Here is a 14,955-nt window from a genome sequence, read left to right on the forward strand (position 1 = left end):
AACTGTGCAGCGCACGCATTGGCGCGGCTTGCGGCGCCATCTCCGACAGCTATCAACAAAGTTATCCACAGAATTCGGGGATATGTGGCAAAACCCCAAGCCCATCAAGCACTTGCGGCCATCAGGCGATAAATAGCATGAAGCAGGTCGGCCCGTAACGCTGTTTCAAGAACAGCCCCAGGTCTTGACAAGCGTAGCCCTGCACAGTTATGCACACATCCAAGGGAGCCATGCACCCTATCTGCGCCGTCCCAATGTCGCCCCGCCAGAGCGCATGGTTACCATGCAAACCGTTGATTCATAAATACTTTTCCAGAGACTCGTTACATTTACCTGAATGTTGATCTGGGTCACCTGCCCGCCGCACTGCCTCCAGCATGTGGGATGTCAACAAAGTTATCCACATGTTGACCCAACGATGGGCCTCCTGAAAAATCAAACACTTGAACGCCGCAGCTGATCCATCACCTTGCAAGCCGGGCGCAACTGCCGTGACCGTGCGCGTGGCGGTGCAAACCCCAGCGCACAGCGGCGTGGGCGAGCCGCTGGACTACCAGTGCGACCGGCCCCTGCCCCCAGGTACCCTGGTGCGCGTGCCCCTGGGCCAGCGCGAGGTGCTGGGCCTGGTGTGGGACGGCGACGACGGCACGCCTGCACCGCCCGAGCGCAGCCTGCGCCCGGTGGCCGCCGTACTCGACGGCATTGCGCCGCTCGGCGCTCCCTGGCGCCGCCTGGTGGCCTTTGCCGCGCGCTACTACCAGCGCAGCCTGGGCGAGGTGGCCCTGTCGGCCCTGCCACCGCAACTGCGCACACTGGGCCCCGCGCAGGTGGCGCGGCGCCTCCAACGTCCATCGGAGGCGACCGCGCCCTCGAATGCTACTGATTTAATAGCACTCAGCGCAGAACAGGAAAGCGCCAAGGCCGAAATTCTTTCCAAACCTGGCCCCTTTCTGCTGTTCGGCAGCACCGGCAGCGGCAAGACCGAGGTGTACCTGCGCTGCGTGCAGGCCGTGCTGGAGCAGGACGCCCACGCCCAGGCGCTGGTCATGGTGCCCGAGATCAACCTCACGCCCCAGCTGGAAGAACGCTTCACCGCCCGGTTTGGCGCGGGCGCCGTGGTCTCGCTGCACAGCGGCATGACGAACCCGCAGCGCCTGAAGGCCTGGCTGGCAGCGCACACAGGGCAGGCGCGCATCGTGCTGGGCACGCGCATGGCGGTGTTTGCCTCGCTGCCGGGGCTGGCCCTGGTCATCGTGGATGAAGAACACGACCCCAGTTACAAGCAACAGGAAGGCGCCCGTTACTCCGCCCGCGACCTGGCCGTGTGGCGCGGCCACGACCAGGGCGCCAAGGTCGTCCTCGGTTCGGCCACGCCATCGCTGGAGAGCTGGCACGCCAGCCGCCCACCCAGCCCCGAAGACCCGGCCGGCGGGCGCTACCAGCGCCTGTGCATGCCCAGCCGCATTGGCGCAGGCGCCCTGGCGCGGGTGCGCCGCGTGGACATGAACCACCAGCCCCGGCGCACCGTGTTCTCGGCCCCGCTGCTGACGGCGCTGCAAGAGCGCGTGGCGCGCGGCGAGCAAAGCCTGGTGCTGCTCAACCGGCGCGGCTACGCGCCCGTGCTGCACTGCCTGGACTGCGGCTGGAAAAGCGACTGCCCCCACTGCAGCGCCCACCAGGTCTTCCACAAGGCCGACCGCAGCCTGCGCTGCCACCACTGCGGCGCCGCACAGCATGTGCCGCGTGCCTGCCCTGGGTGCGGCAGCCCCGACATCACCACCCTGGGCCGGGGCACCGAGCAACTCGAAGAACAGCTCGCCACCCTGCTGTCCCATGTGCAGCGCCCCGACGGCAGCGCGGTGCGCGTTGCCCGCATCGACGCCGACTCCACCCGCGCCAAGGGCGCGCTGCAAAGCCAGTTGGCCCAGGTGCATGCGGGCGAGGTGGACGTGCTGGTGGGCACGCAAATGATTGCCAAGGGGCACGACTTTCGCCGCGTCACCCTGGTGGCCGCCGTGCAGCCCGACGGCGCGCTGTTTTCCAGCGACTTTCGCGCACCCGAACGCCTGTTCGCCCTGCTGGAGCAGGCGGCAGGCCGCGCTGGGCGCGACGCCGCCTACCTGGCCGCGCAAGGCACGCAATGCGAAATGTGGGTGCAGACCCTGCACCCCCAGCACGCCGTGTACGAAGCCCTGCACGCGCACGACTACCCCGCCTTTGCCGCACAGCAATTGCGTGAACGCCAGGAAGCAGGCATGCCCCCCTTCAGCTACCAGGCTCTGGTGCGTGCCGACGCACGCACCCAGGAAGTCGCCCAGGCCTTCCTGCACGCTGCCAGCCAGGCCGCGCAGGACGCCCAGCTCCCCGGCCTGGAGCATGTCACGCTCTATCCCCCCATCCCCCTGGCCGTGCAGCGCGTGGCCAACGTGGAACGCGCCCAGATGCTGCTGGAGAGCCCGCACCGCACCGCGCTGCAACGCTTCCTGGCCGCCTGGCAACCCCTGCTGCACAGCACCCGCCAGCAGCCGGAGCACAAAGGCCTGGTGCGCTGGCTGGTGGATGTGGACCCGCTGGGGATTTGAGCGGCTGAGAGTCATAGGCCTGTGCCCGCCGGACAAGGCAGGAACCAACGACGCCAACACCAGATCCCCGGCCTTAGCCATCGACCCGGACCAAGCCAGGGCTCCCGCGCAAGGGCCGCCCCGCCGCGCCGGGAGCGTCCCCCTGCCCCAATCGCGCAGCGATTGGAGAGCGGGGGGAAGCGGCGCAGCCGCTCAGGGGGGTGCTACCCCTGCCCTTGCTCCATCTGCACCACCAGATGCGCCTCGTAGCGGTCCCACTGCACCGGGATGACGAAGGGCGCCATGCCCTGTGCCTGGTGTTGGTTTGCCTCGTGGCGGGCCTGGTCGCGGTCGATCACGCGCGGGGGTGAGATGTCCATGGCCTCGCCAAAGTGACGGCGGGCCTGGCCCGACATCTGGTTGGCAATCTCGCCCACGATGTCGCGGTGGCTGGCGTCGGTGTAGTCGCTCTCGCCAATGGACAGCAACACATGGGTGAGCAGTGCGCGCGGCGCGGCAAAGGTGACGTTGCCACGGTAGCGCCCGCCCAGGTCGATGCGGCCATGGAAGTCGCTCCACACGGCGGGGGCGTCGTGGTCCATCAGGTAGGCGGTACGCACGTTGGCGCGGTGGCCGGTGGTCTGGGCAAAGAAGCCCAGAGCGGCATCCGTGAAGATCTTGACATCTTCGGCCCGAAGGCGGGGGCGGGTCATGCCATCAGCTCCTGCAGGGATTGGACCATCTGGTCGTCGGAAAACGGTTTGAGCAAAAAGCCATGCGCGCCCTTGGCCAGCGCCTTGAGGGCGGTGGCGCGGTCGCTCAGTGCCGACACCACCAGAATGCGCGCCTCGGGCAGTTGCTCGCGCAGCACCTCCAGGCAGGCCGGTCCGTCCATGCGTGGCATGGTCAGGTCCATGGTGACCAGGTCGGGCCGGTGGTGGCGCGCCTGGGCAATGGCCTCTTCGCCGTTCTCGGCCATGGCCACCAGTTGTACGCGCGGCAGGCGCGGGTCGGCGGCCAGGCGGGCGATGCGGTTGCGGAACACCATGGAGTCGTCCACCACCATGAGCTTGTGCGGCCTCATACGGCGCTCCCAAAGCGCAGGATGAAGGTGGTGGACACATGCGGCTGCGTGAGCACGCGCAGCTTGGCGCCAGCGTCTTCCACCGCCTTGCGTACCAGCGACAGGCCCATGCCCCGGCCGGCGTGCTCGGTCACCTCGGTGGCGGTGCTGAAGGCGGGGTCGAAGATGTGGCCCAGCACCTCGTGGTCGGACAGTTGCGCCACATCGCTGCGCTGGCGCGCGATGCGCTCGCGCAGCTCGGGCAGCACGATGCCGCGGCCGTCGTCGCTCAGGCGCACCTCCACAGTGCCGTCCTGGTCGTGGGCAATGTCCAGGCGCAGCGCGCCCGCTTCGGGCTTGCGGAACTGGGCGCGCACGCCGGGCTGTTCGATGCCGTGCACCACGGCGTTGCGCACCAGCTGGGGCAGCACCTCACGCAAGATGCCCTGCACCTGGGGCGGCAGTTCGTCCTCGGGCAGGCGCGCAGCAAACTGCACCTGCTTGCCCATGGACTGCGCCACGCGCTCGGCCAGGCCGCGCAGGTTGTCCACCAGGGCCTGCAGCGCGGCCGAAGGTGCGCGGCGCGGCGCGGTCGGGCCCAGGCGCAAGAAGAAGCGTTGCAGGCGCTCGACCTGGTCCTGCAGGCGCGACAGCGCCACCACCACGGGAATCAGGTCTTCGCCCTGCAGGCGCGGTCGGCGCAGCAGCGGAGCGAGGGCGTCTTCCATCTCGTGCGCTGCGCGTGCAATGCTGGCCGAACCCAGCGCGCCCGCTTCGCCCTTGATGCCGTGCACCAGGCGAGCGGCGTCTTCCACCAGCGCCAGGTAGTCGCCGGGGTTGCGGCCCGCATCGCGCAGGGTCTGGTTGAGGTCGCCCAGGCGCACGCGTGCGCCCAGCAGAAAGTCCTGCAGCAGCGCCGGTTCCTGCTCCAGCACGACGAGCAGGTCCTCCACATCGTTCTTGGCGGCCTGCTGGGTGGCCGCCAGCTCGCGTTCGAGCTGCACTTTTTCGGTCATGTCGAACACGGTGACCAGCAGCTCCTTGATGCGCCCGCCCTCGCGCACCTGGCTGATCTGGAACGTAAGGTAGCGCGGCTTGCCCTGCCGGTCTTCGGGCGGCCGCACGGGCACTTCCTGCAGCGGGTTGAGCTGCGCCAGCAGCGCGGGCTTGACCTTGGGGTCCAGCAGCAGGGTCAGGTAGGTGGCGGCCTCGTCGGCGCGCTCGGGCTCGAGCATGCGGGCCAGCAGGGCGCGGAAGTCCTCGCCAGGTTTGACCGTGCGCATGAACATCTGGTGCGTGGCGGCCGACATCTGGCCGCCGATGCGCCCGTCCGGCCCCACCAGCAGCAGGCCTTCGGACACGGTGCGCAGGATGTCGTCGGTCTCCTGGCGCGCGGCCTCGGCCACGCGGTCCGACGCGCGCAGCTTGCGCACGAACTTGAACACGATGAACACGAAGTTGAGCAGCGCCAGCACGATGGCCGCCACCTGGATGGTGCGCATCATGCGCGTCTTGGTGCCTGCGGCCTCTTCCACGGCGCGGGCCAGATCGTCGCTTTGCCCCATGAGGCGGATGTTGCGCGCCACGGCCTTGGTGGCGGCCATGGCGATGTCATCGGTGTCGGGCGCCTGGGCCCCAATCACCGGGGCGATGGCCGTGTGGAGCGGTTGCCACTCGCGGTCGAGCTTGTGCCACAGCTCGCGCAGCGCCTGCGGGTCGATGCCGAACAGGCGGAATTCAGCGTCGGCGGCCATCGATGCCTTGAGCGCCGCCAACCCGTCGTTGAAGCCTGCTGTGCCCTGGCTGAGCTGGGCCATGCTGGTCTGGATGGGCAGGCCCTCGCGCTGCTCGGTCTGCAGCGTGAGCAGGGACTTGGTGATCTGCTGCGTCAGCATGCGCAGCTCGCCCGCGGTGTTGATGCGGCTGGCGTCGCGCTCCAGCTGGATGGACGCAAAGAAGTTGAAAAACAGAATCCCCAGGTCCAGCACGATGAACAAGAGGATGGCGAGCAGCAGGTCGCGGTACTTTCCCAAGCCCAGCGAAGTTTTCATGGTGTCAGTCGAAGTAACAACCCCGCGATGGTGCCTTCGCTGTGTTGCACTTGCGTGACGCTACCCGCCCCGCACCAGGGTTTTTACTTATGCATCATTTTGGCCTCCAGCGCTTTATTCATAAGCGCCAGTAGCTACTGTTTTTATAGCACCCTTCGCCCTGTGTGCGTCACAGTGCGAAGGGTGCGCCGCCGCGCTCAGCGGCGGTCGAAACGGTCCAGCTCCATGACCTTGACCCAGGCGGCCACGAAGTCGCGCACCAGGCGCGCCTGCCCGTCGGCCTGGGCATAGACCTCGGCCAGCGCGCGCAGTTGCGAATGGGAGCCAAAGGCCAGGTCCACGCGCGTGGCCGTCCAGCGCAGCGCGCCACTGGCACGGTCGCGGCCCTCGAACAGCTCCTGCGCCTCGGACGTGGGCTGCCACACGGTGCCCATGTCCAGCAGGTGCACGAAGAAGTCGTTGCTGAGCTGCCCCACGCGCTGCGTGAACACGCCATGCGCTGCCTGCCCCACGTTGGCGCCGAGCACACGCAGGCCGCCGATCAACGCCGTCATCTCGGGCGCGCTGAGGGTGAGCAACTGCGCCTTGTCGATGAGCAACTGCTCGGCCGGCACGCGGTAGCTGGCCTTCTGGTAGTTGCGGAAACCATCGGCCTGGGGCTCCAGCACGGCGAAGGATTCCACATCGGTCTGCGCCTGCGCGGCATCCATGCGGCCGGGGGTAAAGGGCACCGTCACCGCGTGGCCTGCGGCCTGGGCAGCGGCCTCAATGGCGGCGCCACCGGCGAGCACGATCAGGTCGGCGAGCGAGAGCTTCTTGCCGCCGGTCTGCGCGGCGTTGAAGCGCTGCTGGATGCCTTCGAGCACCGCCAGCACCTGCGCCAGTCGGGCGGGCTGGTTCACTTCCCAGTCCTTTTGCGGTGCCAGGCGGATGCGTGCACCGTTGGCGCCGCCGCGCTTGTCCGAGCCACGGAAGGTGGAAGCCGAGGCCCAGGCGGTGGACACCAGCGCCGCCACCGGCAGGCCGCAGGCCAGCACCTGGGCCTTGAGCGCGGCGATGTCCTGCGCATCGATCAGCGCGTGGTCGCAGGCGGGGATGGGGTCTTGCCAGACCAGCTCCTCGGCAGGAACCTCGGGGCCCAGGTAGCGCGCCTTGGGGCCCATGTCGCGGTGCGTGAGCTTGAACCAGGCGCGCGCAAAGGCGTCGGCAAAGGCCTGTGGGTTCTGGTGGAAGCGCCGTGCGATTGGCTCGTACACCGGGTCCATGCGCAGCGACAGGTCGGCCGTGGTCATCATGGGCGGGTGCTTTTTGGACGGGTCGTGCGCATCCGGGATCAGATGCTCGGGCCGCACGTTTTGCGCTACCCACTGCTGGGCGCCTGCCGGGCTGCGGGTGAGCGCCCACTCATAGCCAAACAGCATGTCGAAGTAGCCGTTGTCCCAGGTGGTGGGGTGGGGCTTCCAGGCGCCTTCGATGCCGCTGGTGGTGGTGTCTGCGCCCTTGCCGCTGCCAAAGCGGTTGATCCAGCCCAGGCCCTGCGCCTGCAGCGGTGCGGCCTCGGGCTCGGGGCCCACCAGGGCCGGGTCGCCCGCGCCGTGGGCCTTGCCAAAGGTGTGGCCACCCGCCACCAGGGCCACGGTTTCCTCGTCGTTCATGCCCATGCGGGCAAAGGTTTCGCGCACGTCACGGCCCGAGGCGACGGGGTCGGGGTTGCCGTCCGGGCCCTCGGGGTTCACGTAGATCAGGCCCATTTGCACGGCGGCCAGCGGGTTCTCCAGGTCGCGGTGGCCGCTGTAGCGGCTGCCGGGCTTGTCGCTGGTGGCCAGCCACTCGGTCTCGGCGCCCCAGTAGATGTCTTCTTCGGGCTGGTAGATGTCCACACGGCCCGCGCCAAAGCCAAAGGTCTTGAAGCCCATGGATTCGAGCGCCACGTTGCCCGCCAGGATCATCAGGTCGGCCCAGGAAATGGCGTTGCCGTACTTCTGCTTGATGGGCCAGAGCAGGCGGCGCGCCTTGTCCAGGTTGCCGTTATCGGGCCAGCTGTTGACGGGCGCAAAGCGCTGGTTGCCTGTGCTGGCACCGCCCCGGCCATCGCCCGTGCGGTAGGTGCCCGCGCTGTGCCAGGCCATGCGGATGAACAGGCCGCCGTAGTGGCCCCAGTCGGCGGGCCACCAGTCCTGCGAGTCGGTCATCAGCGCCGTCAGGTCGGCCTTGAGCGCCGCATAGTCCAGCCCGGCAAAGGCCTGGGCATAGTCAAAGTCCGCGCCCAACGGGTTGGATGCGGGTGCATGCTGGTGCAGGATGCCCAGGTTCAACTGCTCGGGCCACCAGTCGCGGTGCGAGCGAGCGCCCTGCGTCGCACGGGCGCTGGCGCGGGCCACGGCGTGGAAAGGGCATTGGGCGGCGGATGGGGTGGCGTGGTCGCTCATGGTGGTTCTCCTGGGGGTGCAATGGAAGAACCCTTACTTTAGGCACGATCAATCGCCGTGTAAAAGCAATTGAACCAATCAAACAGATAGCAAAAACCCGTGCCGGGCAGTCACTGCACCAGAGATACCGCCGCCGAAAAGCTGAGAAAGGAGGCCGCCGTCGTCACCAGGATGATGCGCGCGATGCGCCCGTTGTCAGCCCCCATGCGCTCGGCCAGCAGCGACACGTTGCTGGCGCTGGGCAGCGCGGCGGTCAGCACCATGACCGTGAGCGCAAAGGGGCTCAGCCCCGCGCCCCACTGCATGGCCGTGGCCCCCACCGCCAGCACCAGCAGCGGGTGCAGCAGCAGCTTCATCAGCGCCACGGGCAGGTAGTCCGACACCGGCATGGGGTGGCTGGCCTGGATCTGCGAGCGCGCCAGCACCGCGCCAATGGTGAACAGCGCCACCGGCGAGGCCGCATCGGCCAGCAGCCAGGCGGTCTTTTCCACCGGCGCGGGCAGGCGCCACTCCAGGTACGAGGCCAGCGCGCCGCCCAGAATCGCCCAGGGCATGGGGTTGGCGGCCACACCGCGCAGCGCCTTGCGCGCAGCATCCAGCATGGCGGCGCGGCCATGGCCCTGGCCATCGTCCAGGCGCGAGAGCGCCACGCACAGCGAGCTGGTGACCACCATGTCCACCACGATCATCACAATCACCGGCCCGGCCGCCTGCGCGCCCAGCAACGCCACCAGCAGCGGCACGCCCATGAAGCCTGAATTGGGAAACGCCGCCACCAGCGCGCCAAAGGCCGCATCGTTCCAGCGGATGCGCTCGTTGCGCGTCACCGCAATGGCAAACGCCACCAGCACCAGGCCGCACAGCAGGTACACCGCCGCCACCGACAGGTCGAGCAACTGCGCGATCGGCGTGGTCGAGCCAAAGCGGTACAGCATGCACGGCAGCGCGAAAAACAGCACAAAGCCGTTGAGCCCTGGTATGGCCTCCAGCGGCAGCATGCGCCGCTGCGCCGCCAGGTAGCCGGCGAGCACAAGCGCGAAAAAGGGGAAGGTGACGAGCAGGATGGAGAGCACGGTGCCTGGGATTGTCTCAGCAGTGCCCAGGGCATGCCTGACCCCTGGCTTGCGCCGGTATGATCCAGCGCTTTGCCCCTTGCGCTACCCCATGTCTGCCGGTCTTAACCTCGCCCAGCTCCAGGCCGTCCGTTTCACCAGCGGGCCCTGCCTGGTGCTGGCCGGCGCCGGGTCGGGCAAGACGCGGGTGATCACGCACAAGATTGCGCACCTGATCGAGCAGGGGATGGAGCCCAAGCGCATTGCGGCCATCACCTTCACCAACAAGGCGGCGGCCGAGATGCGCGAGCGCGCCAAGGGGCTGATCGGCAAGGCGGCCAAGGACGTGGTGGTGTGCACCTTCCACGCGCTGGGCGTGCGCATGGTGCGCGAGGACGGCAAGGTGCTGGGCCTCAAGCCCCAGTTCAGCATCCTGGACCAGGATGACGTGACCAGCATCCTGAAGGACGCCGCAGGCGGCACCACCGACGCCGCCACGGCGCGCCAGTGGCAGTGGACCATCAGCCTGTGGAAGAACATGGGCCTGAACGCCGCCCAGGCGCTGGCCCAGGCCAAGGACGAGCACGAGCGCAGCATTGCGCTCATCATGCAGCGCTACGAAGAGCGCCTGACGGCCTACCAGAGCGTGGACTTTGACGACCTCATCAGCCTGCCGCTCAAGCTGTTGCGCGACCACCCCGAGGTGCGCGCCAAGTGGCAGCAGCAGCTCGGCCATGTGCTGGTGGACGAATACCAGGACACCAACGCCACGCAGTACGAGCTGCTCAAGCTGCTGGTGGGCGAACGCGGGCGCTTTACCGCCGTGGGCGACGACGACCAGTCCATCTACGGCTGGCGCGGCGCCACGCTGGACAACCTGAAAAAACTGCCGGTGGACTATCCGCAGCTCAAGGTCATCAAGCTGGAGCAGAACTACCGCTCCACCAGCGCCATCCTGCGTGCGGCCAACAACGTGATCGGGCCCAACCCCAAGCTGTTCCCCAAGACGCTGTTCAGCGAGCTGGGCGAGGGCGAACCCGTGCGCGTGGTGGACGCCGACAGCGAGGAGCACGAGGCCGAGCGCGCCGTGGCGCGCCTGCAGGGCCTGCGCGCCGCCGCCAACCCGCCGCCGGACTGGAAAAGTTTCGCCATCCTGTACCGCGCCAACCACCAGGCCAAGCCGTTCGAGAAGGCGCTGCGCAAGGCCAACATCCCGTACAAGGTGTCGGGCGGAACGAGCTTTTTTGACCGTGCTGAAATCCGCGACCTGTGCGCCTGGTTCCGGCTGTGGATCAACAGCGACGACGACCCGGCGTTTCTGCGCGCCATCACCGCGCCCAAGCGCGGCATCGGCCACACCACGCTGGGGCAGCTCGGCGCTTTTGGCGCGGCCCACCACACCAGCCTGTTTGCCGCGCTGTTTTCGCCCATGCTGCCCGCCACGCTGCCCCGGCGTGCGCTGGACGGCCTGCACGAGTTTGGCCGCTACATCAACGACCTGGAGTACCGCGCGCGCCAGACCCGGGGGGCCGAGGCAGCGCGCGCCTTTCTGACCGAATGGCTGCAGGAGATCGGCTACGAAAAGCACCTCTACGACGGCGAGGACAGCGAGAAGGTGGCGGCCGCGCGCTGGAGCAACGTGCTGGAGTTCTGCGACTGGATGGCGCAGCGCGCGGGCGGCCAGATCGACGACACGGCGGGCGCCACCACGCAGATGGAAACCAAGAGCCTGCTGGAGGTGGCGCAGAACATTGCGCTGCTGTCCACCCTGTCCGAGCGCGAGAAGGACCAGGACGTGGTGACGCTCTCCACCCTGCACGCCTCCAAGGGCCTGGAGTGGCCGCATGTGATCCTGGCGGGCGTGACCGAGGGCATGCTGCCCTTCAAGCTCGACGATGACGACGGGCGCCAGCAAAAGCTGAGCGACGACACCATCGCCCGCCTGCAGGAAGAGCGCCGCCTGATGTACGTGGGCATCACGCGCGCGCAGCGCACGCTGGCCGTGAGCTGGACGAAAAAACGCAAGAAGGGCCGCGAGATGGTGGCGGCCCAGCCCAGCCGCTTCATCGCCGAGATGGCGCTGTCGGCCACCACCGCGCGCGAAGACCCGCGCGAAAAGCTCAAGGCCCTGCGCGCCGAGTTCGCACGCAAGGCCCAGGAACGCGCCGAGCCCCCGGTGGCTTGACGCATTTTGCTACTGTTTTTATAGCTGCTTGCGCTTGTAGAATAAGCGCCACAGCCTATTTTTTACTTCAATTTCTGCCATGCTCCCATCCCCTCGTTCTCCGTCCCTGAAGGCCGCAGGTGTGGTGCTGGCTGGTGCGCTGGCCGCGCCACTGGCCCAGGCCAGCAGCGCCGCAGACCCCACCCACCCCGCCTGGCAGCGCTGCACCGCGCTGGCCGACAGCGCCCAGCGCCTGGCCTGTTTTGATGCCTGGGCCGGCCAGCAGGCCTGGCAGGCCCCAGCCGCCAGCAGTGCGCAAGCGGCTGCCCAGGAGCCCCCCAGCGGACTGCCTGACCCGGTGGACACCACCCTGCCTGCCACGCGCATGATCGAGGTGGCCCAGGTCGAGGGCTGCCGCGACACGCAGTATTCCGAGCTGTCGCGCTTCTGGGAGCTGGAGATGGGCAGCAGTTGCGGCACCTTCCGCTTTCGGGGCTACCGGCCGCTGAGCGCCTCGGTGGTGGCCTCCGACAGCGTGAACCGCCAGCCCAGCTCCCCCGCGCCCGAGCACACCGCCCTCTCCAGCGTGGCCTACCGCAGCACCGAAGCGCGCCTGCAGCTTTCGGTGCGCACCAAGATTGCGCAAAGCCTGCTCACGCAGGACCACCCCACGCACAAGGATTCGCTGTGGTTTGGCTACACCCAGCAGTCGTACTGGCAGTTGTTCAGCCCGCACATCTCGCGCCCGTTCCGCACCACCGACCACGCGCCCGAGGTGATGTACGTGTATCCCACCGACGCGCAGCTCCCCTGGGGCTGGCGCTGGCGCTACAGCGGCATCGGCTTGGTGCACCAGTCCAACGGCCAGAGCCTGCCGCTGTCGCGCAGCTGGAACCGCACCTACCTGATGACTGGCATGGAGCTGGGCAACCAATGGAGCGTGAATGCGCGTATCTGGAAGCGCATCCCCGAAAAGGCCGAGAGCGACGACAACCCCGGTATCAGCGACTACGTGGGCCGGGGCGAACTGTCCGCCTTCTGGAACCTGAACCGCGACCACACCCTGGGCGTGACGCTGCGCCATTCGCTCTCGTCCACCTCGCGCGGCTCAGTGCGGCTGGAATGGATGCAAAGCCTGGGCGCAGGGCTGGGCGGCGGCAAGAGCAACCTGCGCCTGCACACCCAGCTCTTCAGCGGCTACGGCGACAGCCTGGTGGACTACAACCGCAAGCGCACCGTGTTCACCCTGGGCCTGAGCCTGGTGGACTTTTGAGGGATAAGCTGATCTGACACAAGCCGTTACGCAATCGCATGCCGGTTTTCTTGTGACGGACATGTCCCCACGCGACAATCCGCAGCGCGCCCGGCGGCCCGTGACGGCGTGTCGGCGATAAGCGGCACATTACCGCCTTTATTCCAACGCATTGCGGGTGGCCACAGACCGGACAATTCAGCCATCGGAGATGACGACCCATGGACTTGCAATACCAGCTCAAGGCAGGCAGCTACTACCTGTACGACATGCGTGAGGCCCCCAGCGCCATCACCGGCGAGCGGCGCTTCAAGCTCAAGACCGACACCGTGGCCATCGCGTTCGACATGCACACGGGCCAGGTGCACCAGCACGGCAGCCCCACGCGCATCCAGTCCTGGGCCAGCAACATGCGCCGTCGCCTGCGCGCTGCGGGCGCGCAGGAAGTGGCCAACGACATCGTGGTCGTCTCCGGCCCGCTGCCCGTGGATGAGCTGAACAAGTGCCTGTGGGTGCGTGGCTATGTGCGCCGCATGTTTTCGCGCCTGTCCACCCTGCCCCACGGCAAGCTGCAGGCGCCGCGCGAGCCTTTCCGCAAAGCCGCTTGAAACCGCGGCCAGCGCCTCTCACCCATCAGGTGGATGGCTCAGCGTCTTCTTCGCCCTCTTCGCCTTCCTCCAGCACCTCAGCGTGCTTGACGACGGTCACTGGCACCGGGCTGGCATGCACCAGTTCCTGCGATACCGAACCCAGCAGCGCGCTGCTCAGCGCCCCCTGACCGCGCGCACCGATCACCACCATGTCGCAGCCCGTGCTCTCGGCGATGTCCACCAGCGTGTGCGCCGGGTCGCCCACGCCCACTTCGGTCACGTAGTCCAGGCCGGCCTCGTCGAGCAGGGCGCGGGCCGAGGCCATCAGGTGCTCGCCGGCCTCGATGCTGGCGGCGGCGATCAGGTCGGGGTCGCGCGAAACCACCAGCTCGTACAGCGAGGCCGGCTCCTGCACATTGGCCAGCACGAAGTCGGCCTGCAGGCCGTCGCGGGTCAACTGCACCGCGTGGTGCACGGCATCGAGAGCGAGTTCCGAGCCGTCAACGGCGATAAGGATTCGGGGCATGGCAATTCCTTTGGTGATGTCTTTGATCCAGTGTAGCGGCCCCGGACGTGCGCACCGCACGACCGCGTCCATCTGGGACAATCGCGCCCATGCTGCAGTTTGAACTCCTCACCACCGACACGGGCAGCCACGCCCGTCGCGGCCGCCTCACGCTCAACCATGGCGTGGTGCAAACGCCCATCTTCATGCCCGTGGGCACCTACGGCACGGTCAAGGGTGTCATGCCCCAGAGCCTGCACGACATGGGCGCGCAAATCATTCTGGGCAACACCTTCCACCTGTGGATGCGCCCTGGGCTGGACGTGATGCAGAGCTTTGGCGGCCTGCACGCCTTCGAGCAGTGGCACAAGCCCATCCTCACCGACTCGGGCGGTTTCCAGGTCTGGAGCCTGGGGCCCATGCGCAAGATCACCGAGGAGGGCGTGCACTTTTCCTCGCCCGTCAACGGCGACAAGCTCTTCATGTCGCCCGAGGTGAGCATGCAGATCCAGACGGTGCTCAACTCCGACATCGTGATGCAGCTCGACGAGTGCACGCCCTACGAAACCAACGGCCACAAGACCACCGAGCACGAAGCGCGCAAGTCCATGGAAATGAGCCTGCGCTGGGCCCAGCGCTCCAAGGACGAGTTCCAGCGCCTGGGCAATCCGAACGCACTGTTCGGCATCGTTCAGGGCGGTATGTACAAGAACCTGCGCCAGGAATCGCTCGAAGCCCTGGTGGCCATGGACTTCCCCGGCTACGCCGTGGGCGGCGTCAGCGTGGGCGAGCCCAAGGACGAGATGCTGGACATCATGGCGCACACCCCGCACCGCCTGCCCGCCCACAAGCCACGCTACCTGATGGGCGTGGGCACGCCCGAAGACCTGGTGGAAGGCGTGGCCCAGGGCGTGGACATGTTCGACTGCGTGATGCCTACCCGCAACGCGCGCAACGGCACCATCTTCACGCGCTACGGCGACCTGAAGATCCGCAACGCGCGCCACAAGGCCGACCACCAGCCGCTCGATACCAGCTGCACCTGCCACGCCTGCGCGGGCAAGGACGCCGTAGCCTGGGACGCTGGCGGGCGCGGCGGCTTCTCGCGCGCCTACCTGCACCACCTGGACCGCTGCGGCGAGATGCTGGGCCCCATGCTCACCACCGTGCACAACCTGCACTACTACCTGAACCTGATGCGCGAAGTGCGCGAGGCGCTCGACGCCGGGCGCTTTGGCGAATTTCGGGCGCAGTTCAAGGCAGATCGGGCGCGGGGAGTTTAATTTTG

11 protein-coding genes are annotated in these 14,955 nt (G+C 67.7%); 5 read left to right on the top strand and 6 right to left on the bottom strand.

All coding sequences use genetic code 11. The features are described 5' to 3' along the window. Positions 1-491 precede the first annotated feature (491 nt). A complete protein-coding gene (priA, locus tag MJ602_RS08200; protein WP_243020436.1) occupies positions 492-2,582 on the top strand; it encodes a replication restart helicase PriA in 2,091 nt (696 codons plus the stop codon). 203 nt (positions 2,583-2,785) lie between these two features. Here the strand turns inward: priA and MJ602_RS08205 are convergent, their stop codons facing one another. The 5 genes from MJ602_RS08205 to MJ602_RS08225 form a co-directional block, all read right to left on the bottom strand. After that, positions 2,786-3,274: a chemotaxis protein CheX gene (locus tag MJ602_RS08205; protein WP_243020318.1), complete on the bottom strand. Its 489-nt coding sequence runs from the start codon at positions 3,272-3,274 to the stop codon at positions 2,786-2,788. Continuing rightward, on the bottom strand, positions 3,271-3,645 hold the full coding sequence (locus MJ602_RS08210; protein WP_162015100.1) for a response regulator transcription factor: 375 nt from the start codon (positions 3,643-3,645) through the stop codon (positions 3,271-3,273). The genes MJ602_RS08205 and MJ602_RS08210 overlap by 4 nt, the downstream gene beginning before the upstream one ends. Continuing rightward, the gene (locus MJ602_RS08215) at positions 3,642-5,675 is read right to left on the bottom strand and encodes an ATP-binding protein (RefSeq protein ID WP_243020319.1); all 2,034 of its coding nucleotides are present in this window, start codon (positions 5,673-5,675) and stop codon (positions 3,642-3,644) included. Before MJ602_RS08215 ends, MJ602_RS08210 begins: the two co-directional genes overlap by 4 nt. Before the next feature lie 197 nt (positions 5,676-5,872). Then, entirely contained in the window at positions 5,873-8,104 is a 2,232-nt protein-coding gene (gene katG / locus MJ602_RS08220) for a catalase/peroxidase HPI (protein ID WP_243020320.1), read from the bottom strand. Between the two features lie 110 nt (positions 8,105-8,214). After that, on the bottom strand, positions 8,215-9,177 hold the full coding sequence (locus MJ602_RS08225) for an AEC family transporter (protein WP_162015097.1): 963 nt from the start codon (positions 9,175-9,177) through the stop codon (positions 8,215-8,217). Positions 9,178-9,268: 91 nt separating this feature from the next. Here MJ602_RS08225 and MJ602_RS08230 point away from each other — a divergent pair, with 91 nt between their 5' ends. The 3 genes from MJ602_RS08230 (at position 9,269) to MJ602_RS08240 (ending at position 13,180) form a co-directional block, all read left to right on the top strand. Beyond that, positions 9,269-11,341 carry an ATP-dependent helicase gene (locus MJ602_RS08230; protein ID WP_243020321.1) on the top strand — a complete coding sequence of 691 codons (2,073 nt, stop codon included), beginning with the start codon at positions 9,269-9,271 and terminating at the stop codon, positions 11,339-11,341. Positions 11,342-11,420: 79 nt separating this feature from the next. Beyond that, complete coding sequence (locus MJ602_RS08235) at positions 11,421-12,593, top strand: phospholipase A (protein WP_243020322.1); 1,173 nt, start codon at positions 11,421-11,423, stop codon at positions 12,591-12,593. Between the two features lie 200 nt (positions 12,594-12,793). Continuing rightward, positions 12,794-13,180: a hypothetical protein gene (locus tag MJ602_RS08240; RefSeq protein ID WP_162015094.1), complete on the top strand. Its 387-nt coding sequence runs from the start codon at positions 12,794-12,796 to the stop codon at positions 13,178-13,180. A gap of 25 nt (positions 13,181-13,205) precedes the next feature. On the opposite strand, the gene MJ602_RS08245 is transcribed toward MJ602_RS08240, so the two are convergent. Next, positions 13,206-13,688, bottom strand: a complete 483-nt coding sequence (locus MJ602_RS08245) for a universal stress protein (protein ID WP_162015093.1) — start codon at positions 13,686-13,688, stop codon at positions 13,206-13,208. Between the two features lie 89 nt (positions 13,689-13,777). Between MJ602_RS08245 and tgt the strand changes: the two genes are divergently transcribed. Further along, entirely contained in the window at positions 13,778-14,950 is a 1,173-nt protein-coding gene (gene tgt / locus MJ602_RS08250) for a tRNA guanosine(34) transglycosylase Tgt (protein WP_162015092.1), read from the top strand. Positions 14,951-14,955 lie beyond the last annotated feature (5 nt).

This window comes from Simplicispira sedimenti (genome assembly GCF_022760965.1).
Lineage (GTDB): Bacteria > Pseudomonadota > Gammaproteobacteria > Burkholderiales > Burkholderiaceae_C > Simplicispira > Simplicispira sedimenti.